Genomic DNA, 21,749 nt, shown 5'->3' with positions numbered 1-21,749 from the left:
AGAAATGAAAAAAGCCAGAGACTCGCTCTGGCTTTTTAATGTTTGGTAGGCGCGATTGGACTCGAACCAACGACCCCCACCATGTCAAGGTGGTGCTCTAACCAGCTGAGCTACGCGCCTTCTATGTCGCGAGAGCTGCTTGCGACGTCGAAGAAGGCCCGCATTATAAGGATGTTCAGCAGTATGTCAACAGATTTGGTGTTGATTGGCATTTTTTGTTTCTGTCGGAGTCCGATTTCTGCTAACTTGCTTGTGTCGATGCGGCGCCGCTTGTTTGTCAACGTCGGGGAGAGGTTTGCTTGCCAGGTAATGGCGGTTTGTTGCGTCTAATGTCTGCGATTTTATGTGATCGCTTTTTTTGGGTCTGGTTCTATGAATACAGTTGTCCGATTCGGTGATGCTGAGGTGCGCTCTTCCAAGCAGAAGACGTTTCGCAAGCAGTTTGCTGAAAATCTCAATGCAGCGCTTGATCGACGCGGAGCGATTCCGTCGGGGTACGGACGTGTTGTCGGGGTTGCCGAGCTTTTTGGTGTGAGCCAGAACACGGCTGCGAACTGGCTGAAGGGTGATGGCGTACCTGAGCTGTCGCGTTTGCCGGAGATTGCGGATATTCTCGGGACAACTGTCGAGCAGCTGGTTGTGGGCGATCGGGGCAAGGACACGCATGTTATCGACGAAAACTACGTAATGGTTGATATGCATGAAGAGGGCAGCCTCGGGGGGTACTCGTGGTATACGCTGCCCGAGACGCTGCGTAGCATGGGGCTGCCGAAGGACTTGAGAATGCTCCAGGTGTCAAGTGATGATATGGCACCCTATGTGAATAGCGGTGACGCGGTCATGTATGACCCGCGGGTTCGAAGGATTCAGACAAACGGTGTCTTTGTGTTCCAGATTGGCGACCGGTTTGTGGTTCGGCGCGTACAGCGTGGGATCAAAGGGGATGTCCGTCTCAAGTGCGACAACCCGTTGTTCGAGGACGAGGTTCTCGATGAGGCAGAGCTTGATGAGTCGGCGTTGCCGGGGGGGAGGATCAGCGTTGCGGGTCAGGTCGTTGGGCGTCTATCGGTGGGTAGCTGATCGATCAGGTTTGCCGCGTTTTTGTTTGTGGTTCTTTTAAAAGCCGTTGATTCAAAAGCGATTCGTCAGCTATAATGCTCGGCTTTTCCACCTTGCCCCACCGTTAGCATGGCGGGGGGCTTAAACCGTAAGGAGTGTTCATGCGTCATTATGAAATCGTTTTTATCGTCCATCCGGACCAGAGCGAACAGGTTCCGGCGATGGTCGAGCGCTACAAAACGCTCGTGACATCGCATGGCGGGCAAATTCACCGTCTTGAAGACTGGGGCCGCCGTCAGTTGGCTTATCCCATCCAGAAATTGCACAAGGCACACTACGTGCTGATGAACATCGAGTGCAATGGTGAAGTGCTTGCTGAACTAGAGCATGGTTTCAAGTTCAACGACGCAGTGTTGCGCCACCTGACCATCAAGATGAAGCGTGCGGTTACGATACCTTCGCCGATGATGAAGGAAGACAAATCGAAGTCGATGCTGGCCGCGGCGCAGGAAGAACCTGCTGCGGACGCCAGCGAGGCGGCTGCCAGCTGATTGTCGAGGCTCTGCTGAATCGCGTCGAACTGACCGGAATCCTGATCGAGCGTAAGTCTCTTCGTTTTACCCCCGCGGCGGTGCCTGTTACCGAATGTGTCATTCGGCACGAGTCGCAGCAAGTGGAAGCAGGGGTTGAGCGGCGAGTTGAATGTGGTGTTCAGGCGATCGGATTAGGGGATGCGGCGAGGTGGCTTCAAGCTGCAACACCGGGAACGCAGATTCGGGTGGTTGGATTCTTCGCCGCCAAGAGTCAGAGCAGCAAACAGCTGAGATTGCACATTACAACGATTGAATTTGTAGAAGGAAATCAAAATGGCCAGGTTCTTCAAGAAGAAGGATGACAAGAATGTCAAAAAGCGCGGCAGCGGTTTGTTCAAGCGCCGCAAGTTCTGCCGCTTCACCGCAGAGAAGATGGACGGGATCGATTACAAGGATGTCGATCTGTTCAAGGAATACATCGCCGAAAATGCCAAGATCATGCCGGCGCGTCTGACCGGCACGAAGGCTGGCTATCAGCGCTTGCTATCGGTTGCCATCAAGCGTGCGCGCTTCCTGGCGCTGTTGCCCTATACCGATAACCACCAATAATCGAGGATACGACGATGCAAATTATTCTGATGGAAAAGGTCGTCAACCTCGGCAACCTCGGCGATCTCGTCAAGGTCAAGGATGGCTACGCGCGTAACTTCCTGATTCCGCAAGGCAAGGCCAAGCGTGCCACGCCGGCGGCAATGAAGGAATTCGAAGCCAAACGTGCTGAGTTGGAAAAGGCGGCAGCCGAGAAACTGGCCGGAGCGCAGGCGTTTGCTGCGAAGCTTGAGGGCGTGGCGGTTACCGTTGCTCGCAAGGCGGGGGTTGATGGTCGCTTGTTTGGGTCGGTAACGAACCACGATGTGGCTGATGGCCTCAAAGCACTTGGTTTCGATGTCGAGAAGTCGGACATCCGCATGCCGATGGGTCCGCTCAAGGTGGTGGGTGAGTCGACGCTTGAAGTTGCTCTTCACACCGATGTGCTGGCGACGATCAAGGTCGCCGTGGTTGGCGAGCAGTAAGCGGCGCCCCCGCTTTAGCGCCGTTCCGGTGCTGGAAAAAGCCTTGCCGAAAGCAAGGCTTTTTTGTTTTTGGGGTGTGTTCTACAGGTAGACTCCGTTTTACCCCAATCCGTTAAACGTGACCAAAGCCCTATGGCCAAATCGTTCAATTCAGCGAATTCGAAATTCCAGAAGAACCCGTCGGTCGATCCCGCGATTGCCAGTTTGCGCATTCCCCCGCACTCGATCGAGGCTGAGCAGTCCGTTTTGGGTGGCTTGCTGCTCGACAATGCAGCGTTCGACAAGATCGCCGATCTGGTTGGGGAGGACGACTTCTATCGCGATGAGCACAAACGGATCTATCGGCAGATCCGCAAGCTCTTGGAGCGGAGCAAGCCGGTCGATGTGATCACGGTTGCCGAAAGCCTCGATTCGGCCGGCGAGGGGAGCGATACGGGCGGTCTGGCCTATCTTGGGGAGTTGGCGGCAAATACGCCGTCGGCCGCGAACATCCGTCGCTACGCTGAAATCGTTCGCGAACGGGCGATTTTGCGCCAGTTGGTGACGGCCGGTGATGAAATTGCCGGGAGCGCCTTCAATCCGCTGGGGCGTGATCCGAAGCAGTTGCTCGACGAGGCGGAAGCCAAGGTGTTTGCCATTGCCGAAGGCGGGTTCCGGCAACAGACTGGATTCCAGCACATCAACCCGCTGCTGACGCAGGTGGTGGAGCGGATTCAGGAACTCCACGATCGGGAAAATCCCTCCGAAATCACAGGCGTACCCACCGGCTACAACGATCTCGATGCGAAGACGTCCGGATTACAGCCGGGTGATTTGTTGATCGTCGCCGGCCGGCCTTCGATGGGAAAAACCTCGTTTGCCCTGAACATGGGTGAACACGTGGCGATCGAGGTTGGGCTGCCGGTTGCCGTGTTCTCAATGGAAATGGGCGGCGCGCAATTGGCGATGCGTATGCTGTCCTCGGTCGGGCGCCTTGATGCGCACCGGGTCCGCACGGGGCGGCTGAATGACGATGAGTGGTCGCGCTTGTCTTTCGCGCTGGGCAAGATGCACGAGGCGCCGCTCTACATCGACGAGACGCCGGCGCTGAACCCGATCGATTTGCGCGCGCGCGCGCGTCGGTTGCACCGGCAGTGCGGCAAGCTTGGGTTGATCATCATCGACTACCTGCAGTTGATGTCTTCGGCCAGCGGCAACGGCGAGAACCGGGCGACCGAGATCTCGGAGATTTCGCGTTCGCTGAAGGGCTTGGCCAAGGAACTGAGCGTTCCCGTGATTGCGCTTTCGCAGCTGAACCGTTCGCTGGAGCAGCGGCCGAACAAGCGTCCGGTGATGTCCGACTTGCGTGAATCCGGCGCTATCGAGCAGGACGCCGACGTGATCATGTTCATCTACCGCGACGAAGTGTACAACCCGGATACGCCCGACAAGGGCAGTGCCGAAATCATTATCGGCAAGCAGCGGAACGGGCCGATTGGAATGGTGCGGCTTACATTCCTGGGCGAGTACACGCGTTTCGAGAACTTTGCGAGTTCCGGGGCGTACTAGTCGGGGACGGCTTGGGCCTTGCTCGGCGTTTAATAAGGCTCGGCACGACTCGCCGTGACGTTGTAGCTCAGGTGGTCCGTATCGAGGCTATCGAAGCGGCCTTCGTCCGTTTCCAGGGCAGGATAGGCGAGGAAAGGCAGGAGTGACCCGGTCGAGCCGCGCAGGCTGACGTCCAGCGCCGCATTGAAGCCGATCCAGTTCATCTCCCAGAAGCCGAAGAGCAACTTCTTGAGTACGGTCAGTTTCGGGTCGTCGCTGCTGAGTTTCTCGTCGTGAATGGCTTTGCCGACGTCGGCGGGATTGACCGGAATCCAGCCATAGCCGGGCGCGTAGAACTCGGCGCGGCACTGTTGCGCTTCACTGAGGTTGCCGGTGGCGCCGAGGCTTCCGAACAGGCGCGAGCCGTCGATACGCAGACCAAATACCGGGCGCGCCGGAATGCCGACCGAGCGGCACAGTGAAACAAAAAGCAGCGCAATGTCGGCGCTGCGCCCGAACAGGTTCCCACTCTCGAGCATGGCCGCGATGTTGGTGTTGCCGACGCGCTTCATCAGTGGGTCATAGGTTGCGTTTTCGACGACCCATTCGTAAATCGCCTTGCCTTGCGCGAGCGGATCCCGGATGCGGCCGATCGCACGTTCGGCAGTACGCCGGACGATGTCGTCAGTCGATGCAAGTTCTGTCGACTGCAGGCAACGGCGGAGAACTTCGGTTCGTTCGGCCATCGCGCCGCGGCGGGTGATGTCGAAGTGGCGATCCTGCGTCGCGATCTGGCTGACGATCTGCAATTGCGGGTCGCTGATGCCTTCGGCCCAGTCGGCGAAGAAGACCTCCATTTCGGCGACCGGATCGCGATAAATACCGGCGCTGACGAAGTTGCCCTGCCAGCTATGGCCGAGCGAACGTGCCCAAGGCGTGTCCTTGTATTGGGCGAGCGGAAGCCACAAGCGAGCTTTCCCCTTGACACCGTTCAGGGTGAAGGTCGAGCGGATGTCGTAGGTGCGCCACTGCGGCTCCGGCTCGTCAGGCAGGCTGATGACGTTTCGCGTCTCGGGCTGCGCCTCTGGCGCAATTTCGTCGACGACTTCAGGGGCTGCGGGTGCTGCGGCCGCCGCAACGGGCTTCTTGGCAGACGCTTTTGCCTTCGGTTTTTGCGTCGTCCTGGTTGTTCGTTTGGCGGGTTTCGCCTTGGCTGCGACCTTTTTCGCGGCTTCAACCGGAGCCGAGGCCAGGAATGAGAAAAAAGCCGTGGCAGCGAGGAAGTCTCGTCGTTTCAATCGACTCTCCGTGCGAAGATTGCGCAACGCATTGATCTGGTGGCAAAAACAACGAAGCCGTGTCGCGGGACACGGCTTGGTCGGAAAGCGGCCCGATTATAACACTTCGGCTGCGTGGTCAGCGAGGCGGGAGCGTTCGCCGCGCTGCAGTGTAATGTGGCCCGAATGCTCCCAACCTTTGAAGCGATCGACCACGTAGGTGAGGCCGGAACTACCCTCGGTCAGGTAGGGCGTGTCGATCTGCGCGATGTTGCCCATGCAGATGACCTTGGTCCCCGGGCCGGCGCGGGTAATCAGCGTCTTCATCTGCTTCGGTGTCAGGTTTTGCGCCTCGTCGATGATCAGGAACTTGTTGAGGAAGGTGCGGCCGCGCATGAAGTTGAGCGACTTGATCTTGATCCGGTTGCGGATGAGGTCGTGCGTCGCCGCGCGCCCCCAGTCGCCGGCCTCATCGTCGGTCTTGTTCAGTACCTCCAGATTGTCCTCGAGCGCACCCATCCACGGCCCCATTTTTTCCTCCTCAGTACCGGGAAGGAAACCGATGTCTTCACCGACCGGTACTGTCACGCGCGTCATGATGATTTCCGAGTAGCGCTTGGTGTCGAGCACCTGGGTCAACGCCGCAGCCAGCGTCAGCAGCGTCTTGCCGGTGCCGGCCTGGCCGAGCAGAGAGACAAAATCGACTTCTGGGTCCATCAGCAGGTTGAGCGCAAAGTTCTGCTCGCGGTTGCGAGCGGTGATGCCCCAGACACTGTTCTTCGGGTGCGTGTAGTCGGTCAGCGTCTCGAATTCGGCGGTATTCCCTTCAACCGTGCGTACGATCGCGTAGAGCGGGCGCTCGCCTTCCTGGTAGATGAATTCGTTGGCCAGCATCGTCGGGCACTGCGGGCCTTTGACGCGGTAGAGCGTTCGGCTTTCCCGTTTCCACGATTCCATGCCCTGGCCGTGCGTATCCCAGAAATCTTCCGACAACTCGCGCACGCCGGTGTAGAGCAGGTCCGTGTCTTCGAGCACCTTGTCGTTGAAGTAATCCTGTGCCGCCAGCCCGAGCGCACGCGCCTTGATGCGCATGTTGATGTCCTTCGACACCAGGATGACCGCGCGCTCCGGGTGGTGGCGCTGCAGATGGATAAGCACCGAAAGGATCTGGTTGTCGGCTTTTGCCGTCGGCAGGCCGGTCGGCAATTCGCTGGAGATGGCCATCGTCTGCAGGAAGAGCTTGCCGCTCGCCAGCTTCTTCGACGGTCCGACAAGATCAACGCCGTTCTCGATGTCTTCGGTGTGGCTGCTGACGATCTCATCGAGTGTGCGCGTGACCTGGCGGGCGTTTCGCGAGACTTCCGACATCCCCTTCTTGTTGTTGTCGAGTTCTTCCAGCGTCATGATCGGCAGGAAGACGTCGTGTTCCTCGAAGCGATAGACGCTCGTCGGGTCGTGCAGCAAGACGTTCGTGTCGAGGACAAAGATCTTCGTCATTGACGTGTTGCCTGTTTTCGCTGCACTGTGGTTTTCGGCTTTCTTGGCCATGAGCGGGCTGTCTCCGTCGGGTTGATCGTCAAACTTCAAGCGGTGGTTCTGGATCTGACAAAATCGAGGACTTCCTGTGCGTGTCCGGGAACCTTCACTCCGCGCCATTCGCGCAGGATCGTTCCGCTTTTGTCCACAGCAAAGGTGCTGCGTTCGATGCCGCGTACCGTCTTGCCGTAGAGCTTCTTGTCCTTGATCACCGAGAACAGGGAGCAGAGCGCTTCGTCGGCGTCGGAAACGAGCTCAAACGGCAGGTTCTGTTTGGTCTTGAAGTTCTCGTGCGAGCGGAGGCTGTCGCGTGAAACACCGATGACCTCGCAGCCGGCCGCCAGGAAGTCAGGGTAGAGATCACGGAACTGCTGCGCCTCGGTGGTGCAGCCGGGTGTGCTGTCCTTGGGGTAGAAGTAGAGAACGAGACATTTGTGTTCAAGGTCGCCGAGCTTGAGCGTCTTGTCGCTGGTCGAGGCGAGTTCCAGATTGGTGAGCATGGCGTAGTTCCTTTCTGTCGTGGGTCGATTGTTCTGGGAAAGCACTAGCCGGTCAAGGCTGCGCTCGCGTTCGAGGACAGCTGCTGCGGTCGGAATATCCCATGACGGGTGCGTGCGGAGCGATTGCCGGACTTGGTCTCGCGTGGTCTTGAGTCGGTGCGTCGTTTGCAAGTCACGGATTTGATTGGAATCATTGGGTTTTTTGGTGCGTTTTCCGGCGAAATCGGGTAACCTTGACCGGTTTGCCATCCCAACCCCGTTTCCCCGGAGAATGCCATGCCCGTCGTCGAGGTCAGCCATCCGCTCGTCAAGCACAAAATCGGACTTTTGCGCGAAGTCGACATCAGTACCAAGAAATTCCGCGAACTCACGGCCGAGCTCGCGCGCCTGCTGACCTACGAGGCCTGCCGCGACTACGAACTCGAGCGCACCACCATCCAGGGCTGGGCCGGGCCAGTCGAGATCGACCAGATCAAGGGCAAGAAAGTAACCATCGTGCCGATCCTGCGCGCCGGACTGGGCATGCTCGACGGCGTGCTGGACCTGATCCCGAGCGCCAAGGTGAGCGTTGTCGGTATTGCGCGCAACCACGAAACGCTGATGCCCGAGCCGTACTTCGAGCGCTTTGTCGGCCAGCTCGACGAGCGCATGGCGATGATCATCGACCCGATGCTGGCGACCGGCGGCTCGCTGATCGCGACCATCGACATGTTGAAGCGCAACGGCTGCAAGCACGTTCGCGCGCTGGTGCTGGTCGCGGCGCCGGAAGGCATCAAGGCCGTGCAGGGCGCGCACCCGGATGTCGACGTCTACACCGCGGCGGTCGATAGCCACCTGAACGAGATCGGCTACATCATCCCCGGCCTGGGCGACGCCGGCGACAAGATTTTCGGTACCAAATAATCTCAACAACCAATAATCAGGGAGACTCCATGACGACTGTGAACGAACCTGTCTGGCGAACGGCGCTATCCGGCGCCCAGATCCTTTTTGTCGCCTTCGGCGCGACGGTGCTGGTGCCGCTGCTGACCGGGCTGAATCCCAGCCTGGCCTTGCTCGGTGCCGGCGTCGGCACGCTGATTTTCCAGATCTGTACAAAGCGTGAGGTGCCGATCTACCTCGGTTCCAGCTTCGCCTTCATCGCGCCCGTCATCTATTCGGTGCAAACCTGGGGCATGCCGGCGACGCTCGGTGCGCTCGCTTCGGCAAGCTTCTTCTACTACGTGGCGGCCGGTCTCGTGAAATGGCGCGGTGTCGGCTTCATTCACCGCTTGCTGCCGCCGGTGGTCATTGGACCGGTAGTCATGGTGATCGGTCTCGGTCTGGCGCAGGTGGCGATCAACATGGCGACGGGCAAAGCCGGCGATCAGCAAGTTGTTCCTTACGGCACAGCGTTGTCGGTGGCAGCGATCTCGCTATTGGCGACGATGCTGACCGCAATCCGTGCGCGTCGCCTGCTCAAGCTGGTGCCGATTCTCGTCGGTGTCGCCGTCGGCTACGTCGTTTCGCTTTTCCTCGGCATCGTCGATTTCTCCAAGGTGACGGAAGCCGCCTGGATCGCCATCCCCGAGTTCGGCAAACCCGAGTTCAACATGGCGGCGATCATGTTCATGATCCCGGTCGCGATTGCGCCCATCGTCGAACACGTCGGCGGCATCCTCGCCATCGGTTCGGTGACCGGCAAGGACTTCACCGAGTCGCCCGGTCTGCATCGCACGCTGTTGGGCGACGGCCTCGCGGTTAACCTTGTCGGCCTGTTCGGCGGCCCGCCGGTGACGACCTACGGCGAAGTTACGGGCGCCGTGATGCTGACCAAGAACTACAACCCGGTGGTGATGACCTGGGCAGCGGTGTTCGCCATCCTGATGGCTTTCGTCGGCAAGTTCGGCGCGTTCCTGCAGACGATCCCGATGCCGGTCATGGGCGGCATCATGATGCTGCTCTTCGGTTCGATCGCCGGCATTGGCCTCAAGACCATCATGGACGGCCGCGTCGATCTGGCCAGCCCGCGCAACTTGTGTATCGTCTCGGTGACCCTGGTGACCGGTATCGGCGGTCTGGGCGTCACCATCGGCAGCTTCTCGCTGCAGGGTATCAGCCTCTGTGGCGTGCTCGCCGTCGTGCTTAACCTGGTGTTGCCGCGCGAGCCTGCGGCCTCTTGATTTTATTGTTACGGAAGAAGGAAATCATGAAGAAACAAATCTCGTTATTGGTCGTCGCCCTCGTTGCTGGCGTTCTGTTGTCCGGCTGCGGCAAGAAGGAAGAAGCGGCTCCGGCCGCTGCTGCGCCCGCCGCTACGCCGGTGCCGGCTGCGGCCATCGTCGTCGGCCTGGACGACAACTTCCCGCCGATGGGCTTCAAGGATGAGAAGAACGAACTCGTCGGGTTCGACATCGATCTGGCCAAGGAAGCCGCCAAGCGCATCGGTCGCGAAGTGACCTTCAAACCGATCGACTGGAGCGCCAAGGAAGCCGAATTGAGCGGCAAGCGCGTCGACGTGCTGTGGAACGGCCTGACGATCACCGAAGAGCGCAAGGCGAACATTCTGTTCACCAAGCCGTATCTTGAAAATCGCCAGATCGTCGTCGTCACCGAGAAGTCGGACATCAAGGCCAAGGCCGATCTGGCCGGCAAGGTCGTCGGTGTGCAGGACGGCAGCAGCGCGGTCGAAGCGGTACAGAAGGACGAAGCCGCTGCCAAGTCGATCAAGGAGCTCAAGAAGTTCGGCGACAACGTGACGGCGCTGATGGACCTGTCAGCCGGTCGTCTGGACGCGCTCGTCGTTGACGAGGTCGTCGGTCGCTACTACACGTCGAAGAAGCCGGGCGAGTACCGTGTTCTCGACGAGAACTTCGGCACCGAAGACTACGGTATCGGTACGCGCAAGGACGACGCCGAGTTGATGGCAAAGATCGAAAAGGCGATGGACGACATGAAGGCCGACGGCAGCGCGGCGACCATTTCGACCAAGTGGTTCGGCAAGGACATCGTCAAGAAGTAAAGCCTGTCCGGGCGAGACATCGAGCCACCAGGTCGGCGGGGAGTGCATTTTCCCGTCTGGCTTGGTGGCTTTGCACTTGATTCGATCCTCAAAGAGTGCGCTGCGTGCGCGCTCTGTTTTTGAAAAGTAAGGCATGGACTACGTCCTGAAGATCATGGGTCCCCTGCTTGAAGGCACCGGGGTCACCCTCCAGGTTTTTCTCATCACGCTCGTGTTGTCGGTTCCGCTCGGCCTGTGCCTCGCACTGGCGCGGATTTCGCATTTCAAGGTGCTGAGCGGCATCGTCAATGGCTATATCTGGCTGATGCGCGGCACGCCGCTGATGCTGCAGATGCTGTTCATCTACTTCGCGCTGCCGTTCGTGCCGGTGATCGGCATCCGGCTGCCCGACTTCCCGGCGGCGATCGTTGCCTTCGTGCTGAACTACGCCGCCTACTTCGCTGAGATCTTCCGTGCGGGCATCCAGTCGATCGACCGCGGCCAGTACGAAGGCGCGCGCGTGCTCGGCATGACCTACGCGCAGACGATGCGCCGTATCGTGCTTCCGCAGGTGGTCAAGCGCATCCTGCCGCCGATCAGCAACGAGACGATCACGCTGGTCAAGGACACGTCGCTGATCTACGTGCTGGCCATGAACGACCTCCTGCGCGCGGCGCGCGGCATCGTCCAGCGCGACTTCACGACGACGCCGTTTGTCGTCGCGGCGGCCTTTTATCTGGTCATGACGCTGGTGTTGACGCTGGCCTTCCAGCGTCTGGAAAAGAAATACGCGGTGTACGATGAGTAATGCGACAAATCCGATGATCCACGCCCACGACGTGCACAAGCGCTTCGGCGCGCTCGAAGTGCTGAAGGGCGTTTCGCTCGATATCGCCAAGGGCGAGGTGGTCGCCGTGATCGGCCCGTCCGGCTCGGGCAAGAGCACCTTCCTGCGCTGTCTCAATCACCTTGAGACGATCAACCGCGGGCGCATCGTCATCGAAGGCGAAACGCTGGTGTCGAGCGATGTGCATGGCGTCTGCCACTACGTGCCGGAAGCCGACATCCGCCGCATCTGCGTCAAGATGGGCATGGTTTTCCAGCACTTCAACCTGTTCCCGCACATGACCGTGCTGCAGAACATCATCGAGGCGCCGATCACGGTCAAGGGTATGCGACGCGAGGAGGTCATCCCGAAGGCAGAGATCCTGCTGAAAAAGGTCGGTCTGATCGACAAGAGCGGCAGCTATCCGTCGCGCCTCTCGGGCGGCCAGAAGCAGCGTGTCGCCATTGCCCGCGCGCTGGCGATGGAGCCGGACATCATGCTGTTCGACGAGCCGACCTCGGCGCTGGACCCGGAACTGACCGGCGAAGTGCTGCGCACGATGCGCGAACTGGCGGAAGAGCACATGACGATGCTCGTCGTGACGCACGAAATGGGCTTCGCGCGCGAGGTCGCCAGCCGTGTCGTGTTCATGGACGGTGGAGAGATCCTCGAATCGCGTCCGTCGCGCGAGCTGTTCGCCGCGCCGGAGCATCCGAGGACTCGGGCGTTTCTTGAGAACATGCTGTGATGAGATTGGCGTGGACTAACCCCTTCCGGCCTCCCCTTGTCAGGGGAGGAGAGGGGAGTAACGCGCAGCAGGAGAACTCCCCCCTGACAAGGGGGGCTGGGGGGGTTAAGAAGCGTTCATGACTCTCTTACTCTCCGACGTTTTTTCCCCCGGCGGCCTCTTGGCCAGAGAGATCCCGGGCTACCGCCTGCGCCCGCAGCAGCTCGAAATGGCGGAGCGCATCGCCGCCGCGATCGCCGACAACAGCGTGCTTGTCGCCGAAGCCGGCACCGGCACCGGCAAGACCTACGCCTACCTCGTTCCCGCGCTGCTCTCGGGCGGCAAGGTGATCGTCTCGACCGGCACCAAGAACCTGCAGGACCAGTTGTTCTCGAAGGACATCCCGACCGTGCGCAAGGTGCTCGGCGCGCCGGTCCAGGTCGCGCTGCTCAAGGGGCGCGCCAACTACCTGTGCCACTACCATCTGGAGCGCGCGCTGGACGACGGCCGCTTCGTCGCCCGCGAGGACGCCGCGCACGCCGCGCGCATCGCGCGTTTCGCCAAGTCGACGAAGACCGGCGACAAGGCTGACTGCGGCGACGTGCCGGAGAACTCGACGGTCTGGGGCATGGTCACCTCGACACGCGAGAATTGCCTCGGCCAGGATTGCCCGTACAACAAGGAGTGCTTCGTCCTCGCCGCACGGCGCGAGGCGCTGGCGGCCGATCTCGTCGTCGTCAATCACCATCTCTTTTTCGCCGACGTGATGCTGCGCGACGAAGGGACGGCCGAACTGCTGCCGGCGTGCAACACGGTGATCTTCGACGAAGCGCACCAGCTACCCGAAACCGCCAGCCTGTTCTTCGGCGACAACGTCTCCACCGCGCAGGTGATCGATCTGGCGCGCGACGTGCGTACCGAGGGGCTGGCTTCTGCGAAGGATTGTCTCGACCTGCCCAAGCTGTGCGACGTCGTCGAGAAGGCGGCGAAGGATCTGCGCCTGACGCTCCCCGTCGAACCGGCGCGTTTTTCGCTTGCACAGCTGGAGGGGCGCGGCGGCTTCGACAACTCGCTCGTCGGGCTGGTTCGCGAACTCGAGGTGCTGACCGCGCTGCTCGAAACGCAGGCGCAACGATCGGAAGGGCTGGAGAACTGCTGGCGGCGCGCCGGTGAGCTCGTCGCGCAGTTGCGGCGCTGGCAGAAGGGTGCCGACGCCAACTACGTGCGCTGGGGCGAGACCTACACGCTCTCCTTGCAGCTCAATGCGACGCCGCTCGTCATCGCCAGCATCATGGAGAAGCAGATGAGCGGCCACCCGCGCGCCTGGGTCTTCACCTCAGCGACGCTCGCCGTGCAGCGCGACTTCAGCCACTACTGCGGCGAGATGGGGCTGGAAGGCGCCGAATCGGCTTTCTGGGACAGCCCCTTCGACTATGAAAAGCAGGCGCTGCTCTACGCGCCGAGCGGTCTGCCCGACCCGAACAACTTCGCCTACACCGAAGCCGTCGTTAAAGCCGCCTTCCCGGTGGTCAAGGCGAGCGGCGGGCGGGCGTTTTTCTTGTGCACTTCGTTGCGCGCGATGCGCCGGACGCATGAGCTGCTGCAGGAACAGCTCGAACGCGCCGGCCTCGACTTTCCGCTGCTGATCCAGGGCGAAGGCAGCAAGAACGAATTGCTCGAGCGCTTCCGTCGCCTCGGCAACGCGATCCTGGTCGGTAGTCAGAGCTTCTGGGAGGGCGTCGACGTGCGTGGCGAGGCGCTCTCGCTCGTCGTCATCGACAAGCTGCCTTTCGCGCCGCCCGACGATCCGGTACTCTCGGCGCGTATCGAGCGCATGAAGACCGAAGGGAAAAACGCCTTCATGGATTACCAGTTGCCGCGTGCGGTGATCAACGTCAAGCAGGGTGCCGGCCGGCTGATCCGCGACGAAACCGATCGCGGCGTGCTGATGATCTGCGATCCGCGCCTGATCACCAAGCCCTACGGCAAACGTGTCTGGCGCAGCCTGCCGCCGATGAAGCGCACGCGCGAGCTCGACGTGGTACTCGATTTCTTTGGCGAAGCGGAGAAGCTATGACCTCGACCGTGCAAGCGACGATGCGCCGCGACCAGTTGCCTGCCGATTGCCGCGAAGCCGCCGCACTGCTCAATCAAGGCTGCATCTGCCGTTCAGTCGATTCGCGCCGCCTGAAGCGTGCTCTGGAAGCCGGCGGCGTCGCGCACGAAGCGCTCAGCACCTCGCATCCGCACCTCTTCTCGCACACGCAGGTCTATGTCGCGCAGGTACACCTCGACTTCATGGCCGACCTCATCCGCGCCATCGAGCGCGTCGTTGCGCTATCCGGCTGGCAAGTGCGCGTGCTGGCCGATGCGCCGGCCATCGCCGGCCACATCCCGCGCGCGGCCAGCGTCTTCATGGGTTACGACTTCCACCTCGGCGACGACGGGCCGCGCCTGATCGAGATCAACACCAACGCCGGCGGCGCGCTGCTCTGCGCCAAGCTGCTGCACGCGCAGGAAGCGTGTTGTGCGTCCTTGCCTCTACCGGCGGGCGTTCCGGCCGAGACGTTGTTTCTCGACATGTTCCGCAGCGAATGGCAGCTCGCGCGCGATGACGCGCCGCTTACGCGCATCGCCATCGTCGATGAAACGCCATCGACGCAGTTCCTGGCGCCCGAGTTCGAGCTCTTCCGCCAACTGTTTGAGGCCGACGGTATCGCGACGCTGGTCGTCGATCCGCAAGAGCTTTCCTTCACCAATGGCGGCCTCTACGCACGTGGTGAGCGTATCGATCTCGTCTATAACCGCCTGACCGATTTCTCCCTCGACGCCCCACAGAATGAAGCATTGCGCGATGCGTATCTCGCCGACGCCGTCGTCCTCACACCGCATCCGCGCGCGCACGCACTCTATGCCGACAAGCGCAACCTCGTCCTGCTCGGCGATGACGACTGGGTCGCGGAAATCGGCGTCAGCGCGGCCGACCGCGAACTCCTGAAGAAGGGTGTACCGCCGACGCGTGAAGTGACGGCCGAAAACGCGGCTGATTTCTGGACGGCGCGCAAGCAATGGTTCTTCAAGCCGGCCGCCGGCTACGGCAGCAAGGCCGCCTATCGCGGCGACAAGTTGACCAAACGCGTGTTCGAGGAGATCAGCCGTGGCGGCTACGTGGCGCAGGCGCTGGTCCCGCCCTCCGAGCGGCATCTGACGGTCGACGGCGTCGAACTCCGGCACAAGCTCGATCTGCGCAACTACGTCTATCGCGGCGATGTGCAACTCGTTTCCGCGCGTCTCTACCAAGGGCAGACGACCAACTTCCGCACGCCGGGCGGCGGTTTTGCGGCGGTTTTCCCGGTTTCCTGCCGATAGTTCGATACGGCGTCAGTTGACGCAATCGGCGTGATGTGCCCTTGAAATCGCCCGGGCTTCCCCCATCTGGTTGCCATCCAGATATTTCGAAGGGAAGCCACCATGCGTCAGGACAAACTCACCACCAAGTTCCAGCAGGCTCTGGCGGATGCGCAGAGCCTCGCCGTCGGCCACGACAACCAGATGATCGAACCGCAGCACCTGCTGCTCGCGTTGTTGCAGCAGGAAGACGGCGGTACGTCGTCGCTGCTGGCGCAGGCCGGCGCCAACGTGCAGGCCTTGAAGAACGCGCTCGACCAGGCGATCGACCGCCTGGCGAAGGTTGAAGGCCACGGCGGCGAAGTGCAGGTCGGGCGCGACCTCGTGAATTTGCTCAACTTGACCGACAAGGAAGCGCAGAAACGCGGCGACCAGTTCATCGCCAGCGAGATGTTCCTGCTCGCCATTTGCGAGGACAAGGGTGAAACCGGACGGTTGGCCAAACAGCACGGGGTGAATCGCAAGGCGCTCGAACAGGCCATCGCCACCGTGCGCGGCGGGCAGGGCGTCGATTCGCAGGAAGCCGAAGGCCAGCGCGAATCACTGAAGAAGTACTGCATCGACCTGACTGAACGCGCCCGTCAGGGCAAGCTCGACCCGGTGATCGGGCGCGACGACGAGATTCGCCGCACCATCCAGATCCTGCAGCGGCGGACCAAGAACAACCCGGTGCTGATCGGCGAACCGGGCGTCGGCAAGACGGCCATCGTCGAGGGGCTGGCGCAGCGCATCGTCAATGACGAGGTGCCGGAGACGCTGAAAGGCAAGAAGGTGCTCAGCCTCGACATGGCCGCGCTGCTCGCCGGCGCCAAGTATCGCGGTGAGTTCGAGGAACGCCTGAAGGCTGTGCTCAAGGAAATCGCGCAGGACGAAGGGCGCATCATCGTCTTCATCGACGAGCTGCACACGATGGTCGGCGCCGGCAAGGCCGAGGGCGCCATCGACGCCGGCAACATGCTGAAGCCGGCGCTGGCGCGCGGCGAACTGCACTGCGTCGGCGCGACGACGCTCGACGAATACCGCAAGTACGTCGAGAAGGACGCCGCGCTCGAACGCCGTTTCCAGAAGGTGCTGGTCGACGAGCCGAGCGTGGAATCGACCATTGCCATCCTGCGCGGCTTGCAGGAGAAGTACGAGTTGCACCACGGCGTCGATATCACCGACCCGGCGATCGTCGCCGCGGCCGAACTCTCGCATCGCTACATCACCGACCGTTTCCTGCCGGACAAGGCGATTGACCTGATCGACGAGGCGGCGGCGCGCATCAAGATGGAAATCGACTCCAAGCCCGAGGTTATGGACAAGCTCGACCGGCGCATGATCCAGCTCAAGATCGAGCGCGAGGCGGTGAAGAAGGAGAAGGACGAAGCGTCGATCAAGCGCTTGCAGCTCATCGAGGACGAATTGCTCAAGCTGCAGCGCGAGTACAACGATCTGGAAGAGATCTGGAAGGCCGAGAAAGCCCAGGTGCACGGCAGCGCGCACATCAAGGAAGAGATCGACAAGCTCAAGGCGCAGATGGCCGAGCTGCAGCGCAAGGGCCAGTACGACAAGCTCGCCGAACTGCAGTACGGAAAGCTGCCGCAGCTTGAAGCACAGCTGAAAGCCGCCGAAAAGTCGGGCGATGGCGCAAAGAAAAACACCCTGCTGCGCACGCAGGTCGGCATCGAGGAAATCGCCGAGGTCGTCTCGCGTGCGACCGGTATCCCGGTCAGCAAGATGATGCAGGGCGAGCGCGAAAAGCTGCTGGCGATGGAAGACAAGATTCACCAGCGCGTCGTCGGGCAGGATGAGGCCGTGCGCCTCGTGTCCGATGCCATCCGTCGTTCGCGCGCCGGCCTCGCCGACCCGAACCGGCCGTATGGCTCTTTCCTTTTCCTCGGCCCGACCGGCGTCGGCAAGACCGAACTGTGCAAGGCGCTGGCTGGCTTTCTTTTCGATTCCGAGGATCACCTGATTCGCATCGACATGAGCGAGTTCATGGAGAAGCACTCGGTTTCTCGCCTGATCGGCGCGCCGCCCGGATATGTCGGGTATGAAGAGGGCGGCTACCTGACCGAAGCCGTGCGCCGCAAGCCGTACAGCGTGATCCTGCTCGATGAGGTCGAAAAGGCGCATCCGGACGTCTTCAACGTGCTGCTGCAGGTGCTCGACGACGGGCGCATGACCGACGGCCAAGGGCGTACCGTCGACTTCAAGAACACGGTCGTCGTGATGACGTCCAACCTCGGCTCGCAGATGATCCAGCAGATGGCCGGCGACGACTACCAGCTGATCAAGCTGGCGGTGATGGGCGAGGTGAAGACCTATTTCCGGCCGGAGTTCATCAACCGCATCGACGAGGTCGTCGTCTTCCACGCGCTCGACGAGAAGCACATCAAGTCGATCGCGAAGATCCAGCTCGGCTACCTCGAAAAACGGCTGGCGCAACTGGAAATGGCCGTCGACATCGACGACAGCGCCTTGTCCGAGGTGGCGACCGCCGGTTTCGACCCAATTTTCGGTGCGCGGCCGTTGAAGCGCGCGATCCAGGCGCAGATCGAGAACCCGCTGGCGAAGGCGATTCTGGAAGGGCGCTTCGCCGCGAAGGACACGATTCGGGTCAGCTGTACCGGCGGGGTGATGCGCTTCGAGAAGGGTGGTTGATACTAAAAACCTCACCGCGAAGGCGAAAAGGCGCAAAGATCGCAAAGGAAACAACGGGTTGATCGCATTTGATCATTCACCCTATGGGTGACTACGGAAGATACGCGCCGTTCGCGTAGCCCTTTGATTTTCTTTGCGAACCTTCGCGCCCTTTGCGCCTTTGCGGTGAAGAACTGAGGTTTTAAGGATCAATAGTCGTCGCCCGTCAAGGCGCGAAAACCAGCTCCGGCAGGACGACCTCCCACTGCTCGCAGCGGCAGCGATCCAGGTATTCCGGCGAGGTGTCGCGTCGGCGCCAGACGACGACGGCGCGCACCTTGGCCCCGACGCAGCGCAACCCTGCTGGCGGTGAAAACTTGCCGGAAAAACGGCCGACGGCGTGGCCTTCGGGTGTCAACAAGCGGCAAGCCCGTTCGCCCGCCTCGAACTGCAGCGCGTCGCCGACCCGCAGCGCGGCCAGGCGACGGTGCAGCGGATCGCCGGGGTTCTTGCGGCCGGCGAAGCCAAGATCGATTTCCCGCAGGGACGGAAGCAGGTAACGGTGTTGCAGGCCTTCGGGTGAAGGCAGCCATTGTGTCTGCGGGCGGCGTAGCAGTGCAGGGCTGTCGCGCAGGCCATCGAGCAGCGGGTGTTGGCCGTCCAACCGGGCGAGCGTGAGCGTTTTCCGGGCGCGGGTCATCGCGACGTAGTAGAGGCGGCGTGCCGCATCGGCATCTTCGCCGTTCTGCCGTCGCCATTCGCCGTCGAGGACGATCACGTGGTCGAACTCCAGCCCTTTGGCCCGGTGCGCGGTCAGCAGCAGCACGCCGGTTTGTCGCTGCCGGCTGGCACGACCCCATTCGGTCAGCCAGTCGCGGAACCAGGGCAGGGAGACTTCCGCATCCTGTGTTTCTTCGGCGAAGGCGGCGATGGCGTCGCGCAGACAGTCTGCCCATTCGCCGTCGTTGCGCTCGGTGAGCCAAGTTTGCAATGTGCCGACCTTGACGAGCGGCCCCCGTCCTTCGGCGAAGCTCAGCAAGGCCTGGGTTTCGCGCAGGCGCCACAGCGGCGGCGCGTCTTCATCGGCCATGCTGACCGGCAGGCCAAGATGTTCGCAGGCGGCGCGAAAAGGGTCGAGGAACTTCCACTGGCGGGCGATGACCGCCGTCCGGCTCAGCTCAAGCCCGAACGATTGCAGTCGCCGGAGTTCGGTGAGGACGGCCATCGCCTGCTGTTCGGCGTTTCGTCCGGCGGGCAGGATCTGCACGCGGCCTAGCGCGACGCGGTCGCCGCTTTGCCACTCGCCGCCGGCCGGTGATCTGGCGCGCGCGTTGTCGATGCGAATCGGGTGTTCGCGTTTCATGCGCTCGCTGGCCGGCTCGATCAGCGCGTTCGCGATGTCGATGATGTTGGCCGTGGAGCGGTAGTTCTCGACGAGAAAGCGGGTCTGCGCCTGATAGTCCGCTTCGAAGCGGCGGATGAATTCGACGGAAGCGCCGGCAAAGGCGTAGATGTTCTGGTCGTCGTCGCCGACGGCGAAGAGGTTCAGCTTGCCGTCCTCGTCGGTGCGCTTGCGTCCGGCCAGCGCCGAAATCAGCGCATATTGTCCGGGGCCGATGTCCTGGTATTCGTCGACGAGGATCCAGCGGAAGCCGGCGAGCAGGCGGTCGCGCTGCGCGTCGGCCTCGTCCGGCGGCAAGCCGCGTCCTTCGAGCAGGGCGGTGGCTTCCGCGAGGACGGCGTCGAAATCGTCGTCGCGCTGTTCCGTGCGATCGGCGAAGCTGGCGCCGACCAGCCGCATCGCCAGCGCGTGGCAGGTCATCACGGTGACGCCGTTCGCGTCGTCGCCGATCAGCGCGCGCAGGCGGCGGCGGATCTCGAGCGCGGCGTGCCGGTTGTAGGCCAGCGCGAGGATGGCGCGGGGGTTTTCGCGGCGCATGCGGATCAGGTAGGCGATGCGATGGACGAGCACGCGCGTCTTGCCGGAACCGGGGCCGGCGAGCACGAGCACGTTGGCGTCCTCGCGGTCGTCGGCGACGATGGCGCGCTGGTTCGGCTTGGCCAGCGTCTCGACGATGGTTTCCCAGGATTGCGGCGTCGTCTGCCGCGTGAGTTCCTTTTCGCGCCCCGGCAGCCAGCGCTGGCAGAACGCCTCGCGCGACAGGCGGAAATAATCGACCGCGAGCTGCGTGGCGTCGGCGATGCGCTGGATGCCGCGTTCGGCGTACTCGGCCATGATGTGAATCTGCCGGGTCAGCTCGTCGTAATGCAGCTGCAGGGGCTGGTAGTTGCTCTTCTCGAATTGCAGCTTCCAGTTGTCCTCCAGGTGCAGCGTCATGGCCGTGCGGAAGATCGCCAGCCCCTTGTTGAGCCGTAGCACCTCCTGTTCGTGCAGCCAGAGCAAGGCGCGTTCGACCAGTTTGCGCAGGTCGGGCGTCTCGGCAACGAGCAGGCCATCGCCGGCGACGCGGGCGGTGAGCTTGCCGAGCGTTGTTTCAGCCAGCTTGTCCACGCCGCGCGTGCCGCCGGGCAGGCACGACAGCCAGTGGTCGAGCAGGTGGCTGGCCGCCGTCCGGCGGCGCTCGGCGATGCGTTCGATCGTCGCCCAACTCCGTGTCAGGGTGACGTGCACGTGGTCCGGGTCGTTCGCGCGGCGCAGCTGCAAGCTGCCGCCACCGTGCTCGTCGTCGCGCCCGTCGCCGGCCAACCCCTTGATGATCTGGCGCAAACGCTGCGGCAGCGCCTGGCCGTGGCCTTGGTCCTTCAGCTGCTGGGCGAGCAGACGCAGGGCGAGTGGGTAGCCTTCGCCGGCGATCACGTCCGGCGCCGTCTCGCGCAGCTGGGAGATCAGCGCCTTTTCCAGCGCGCAGGCTTCCTCGAAACGCTTTTTCGAGGAGCGATCGACGCCGACATGGACAAAGGCGGTCATGCCCGTGTCGTTGCTCGAAATGCCCAGCTGGTCGAAGACGTGCAGTGCCTCGCGTAGCGCGCTGGCCGTGAAACCGGTCTGGTTCATCAGCTCGTCGGTGGTGATGCCCTCGTCGGCGGGCGTGCTCATCAGGATTTGCAGCAGGTTCAGATAGCGTTTGCGACTGGCTGCATCGGAAACGTGCGTCGCCAGCCGGGCGTCGGCCTCGTCGAGGCTCTTGATCCGCAGCGCCGACGGGAAGATCTGCACGCTGTTTTCCTCGCGGCGGACGAGTCCCGCTTCTTCCAGCCAGGCGATGGCGGTGCGTACGCGCGTGTCGTCGGTCGCCATGTCGCGCTTGAAGCTGCCTTCTTCGTCTTCGTCGAGGATTTCACCGGAAGTGGCGACCAGCGCCTCGTCGCGGTTCTTCTTGCCCTTCAGCTGGCGCAGTGCGCGCAGCACGCTCTGGATGTCGCGCCGCGAGAGGCGCGACGCGGCCGACATGCCGTGCTGGCGCTCGACGTCGTCGGTGACGTAGAGCAGCACGCAGCGGGCGGCGGCCCGGTCGCGTCCGGCGCGCCCGGCCTCCTGCAGGTAATTCTCGAGCGAGCCGGGGATGTCGGCGTGGACGACCAGCCGCACGTCGGGCTTGTCGATGCCCATGCCGAAGGCGTTGGTCGCGGCGATGACGCGCAGCGCGCCGGTAATGAAGGCCTTCTGGGTTTCCTTCTTGGTCTCCGGTGGCAGCTTGGCGTGGTAAGGCGCGGCGG

General features: G+C 62.1%; 18 protein-coding genes and 1 tRNA gene. 14 read left to right on the top strand and 5 right to left on the bottom strand.

Going from position 1 to position 21,749, the window contains the following annotated elements; translation table 11 throughout:
• Positions 1-43: 43 nt before the first annotated feature.
• A tRNA-Val gene (locus KBA32_RS08940) sits at positions 44-120 on the bottom strand.
• A gap of 252 nt (positions 121-372) precedes the next feature.
• Here KBA32_RS08940 and KBA32_RS08935 point away from each other — a divergent pair.
• The 6 genes from KBA32_RS08935 (at position 373) to dnaB (ending at position 4,213) form a co-directional block, all read left to right on the top strand.
• The gene (locus KBA32_RS08935) at positions 373-1,080 is read left to right on the top strand and encodes a LexA family transcriptional regulator (RefSeq protein WP_294357678.1); all 708 of its coding nucleotides are present in this window, start codon (positions 373-375) and stop codon (positions 1,078-1,080) included.
• Positions 1,081-1,220: 140 nt separating this feature from the next.
• Complete coding sequence (gene rpsF, locus KBA32_RS08930) at positions 1,221-1,610, top strand: 30S ribosomal protein S6 (protein ID WP_294357712.1); 390 nt, start codon at positions 1,221-1,223, stop codon at positions 1,608-1,610.
• Positions 1,541-1,954 carry a primosomal replication protein N gene (gene priB / locus KBA32_RS08925; protein ID WP_367113766.1) on the top strand — a complete coding sequence of 138 codons (414 nt, stop codon included), beginning with the start codon at positions 1,541-1,543 and terminating at the stop codon, positions 1,952-1,954. The genes rpsF and priB overlap by 70 nt, the downstream gene beginning before the upstream one ends.
• On the top strand, positions 1,926-2,201 hold the full coding sequence (gene rpsR / locus KBA32_RS08920; RefSeq protein WP_294357676.1) for a 30S ribosomal protein S18: 276 nt from the start codon (positions 1,926-1,928) through the stop codon (positions 2,199-2,201). The genes priB and rpsR overlap by 29 nt, the downstream gene beginning before the upstream one ends.
• A 14-nt stretch (positions 2,202-2,215) precedes the next feature.
• A complete protein-coding gene (gene rplI / locus KBA32_RS08915) occupies positions 2,216-2,665 on the top strand; it encodes a 50S ribosomal protein L9 (protein ID WP_294357673.1) in 450 nt (149 codons plus the stop codon).
• A 132-nt stretch (positions 2,666-2,797) separates the two neighbouring features.
• Positions 2,798-4,213, top strand: coding sequence for a replicative DNA helicase (gene dnaB / locus KBA32_RS08910; protein WP_294357706.1), 1,416 nt, complete (start codon positions 2,798-2,800; stop codon positions 4,211-4,213).
• A 29-nt stretch (positions 4,214-4,242) separates the two neighbouring features.
• Here dnaB and KBA32_RS08905 read toward each other — a convergent pair whose 3' ends face one another.
• From KBA32_RS08905 to KBA32_RS08895, 3 genes are all read right to left on the bottom strand, one after another.
• The gene (locus tag KBA32_RS08905; RefSeq protein ID WP_294357669.1) at positions 4,243-5,490 is read right to left on the bottom strand and encodes a transglutaminase-like domain-containing protein; all 1,248 of its coding nucleotides are present in this window, start codon (positions 5,488-5,490) and stop codon (positions 4,243-4,245) included.
• A 96-nt stretch (positions 5,491-5,586) separates the two neighbouring features.
• Positions 5,587-7,017 carry a PhoH family protein gene (locus KBA32_RS08900; protein WP_294357663.1) on the bottom strand — a complete coding sequence of 477 codons (1,431 nt, stop codon included), beginning with the start codon at positions 7,015-7,017 and terminating at the stop codon, positions 5,587-5,589.
• A 35-nt stretch (positions 7,018-7,052) separates the two neighbouring features.
• Positions 7,053-7,505: a peroxiredoxin gene (locus tag KBA32_RS08895; RefSeq protein WP_294357658.1), complete on the bottom strand. Its 453-nt coding sequence runs from the start codon at positions 7,503-7,505 to the stop codon at positions 7,053-7,055.
• 276 nt (positions 7,506-7,781) lie between these two features.
• Between KBA32_RS08895 and upp the strand changes: the two genes are divergently transcribed.
• From upp to clpB, 8 genes are all read left to right on the top strand, one after another.
• Positions 7,782-8,408 (top strand): uracil phosphoribosyltransferase, encoded by a 627-nt coding sequence (gene upp / locus KBA32_RS08890; protein ID WP_294357655.1) that lies wholly within the window; start codon positions 7,782-7,784, stop codon positions 8,406-8,408.
• 29 nt (positions 8,409-8,437) lie between these two features.
• Positions 8,438-9,667 (top strand): uracil-xanthine permease family protein, encoded by a 1,230-nt coding sequence (locus KBA32_RS08885; protein ID WP_294357653.1) that lies wholly within the window; start codon positions 8,438-8,440, stop codon positions 9,665-9,667.
• A gap of 26 nt (positions 9,668-9,693) precedes the next feature.
• Positions 9,694-10,506 (top strand): amino acid ABC transporter substrate-binding protein, encoded by an 813-nt coding sequence (locus tag KBA32_RS08880; RefSeq protein WP_294357652.1) that lies wholly within the window; start codon positions 9,694-9,696, stop codon positions 10,504-10,506.
• Positions 10,507-10,639: 133 nt separating this feature from the next.
• Complete coding sequence (locus tag KBA32_RS08875) at positions 10,640-11,293, top strand: amino acid ABC transporter permease (RefSeq protein ID WP_294357649.1); 654 nt, start codon at positions 10,640-10,642, stop codon at positions 11,291-11,293.
• A gap of 13 nt (positions 11,294-11,306) precedes the next feature.
• Complete coding sequence (locus KBA32_RS08870; RefSeq protein WP_294357704.1) at positions 11,307-12,059, top strand: amino acid ABC transporter ATP-binding protein; 753 nt, start codon at positions 11,307-11,309, stop codon at positions 12,057-12,059.
• Positions 12,060-12,177: 118 nt separating this feature from the next.
• Complete coding sequence (locus tag KBA32_RS08865) at positions 12,178-14,115, top strand: ATP-dependent DNA helicase (protein WP_294357646.1); 1,938 nt, start codon at positions 12,178-12,180, stop codon at positions 14,113-14,115.
• Positions 14,112-15,407, top strand: coding sequence for a hypothetical protein (locus KBA32_RS08860; RefSeq protein ID WP_294357643.1), 1,296 nt, complete (start codon positions 14,112-14,114; stop codon positions 15,405-15,407). The genes KBA32_RS08865 and KBA32_RS08860 overlap by 4 nt, the downstream gene beginning before the upstream one ends.
• A 102-nt stretch (positions 15,408-15,509) precedes the next feature.
• Positions 15,510-18,092: an ATP-dependent chaperone ClpB gene (gene clpB / locus KBA32_RS08855; protein ID WP_294357640.1), complete on the top strand. Its 2,583-nt coding sequence runs from the start codon at positions 15,510-15,512 to the stop codon at positions 18,090-18,092.
• A 205-nt stretch (positions 18,093-18,297) separates the two neighbouring features.
• Here the strand turns inward: clpB and KBA32_RS08850 are convergent.
• On the bottom strand, positions 18,298-21,749 hold a 3,452-nt coding region (locus tag KBA32_RS08850; RefSeq protein ID WP_294357638.1), incomplete at its 5' end, for a UvrD-helicase domain-containing protein.

Origin of the sequence: Propionivibrio sp. (genome assembly GCF_017995515.1) — a bacterium.
Taxonomy (GTDB): Bacteria; Pseudomonadota; Gammaproteobacteria; order Burkholderiales; family Rhodocyclaceae; genus Propionivibrio.
Note: the sequence above shows the minus strand (reverse complement) of the source record. Positions and strands in the feature narration are given on the sequence as shown.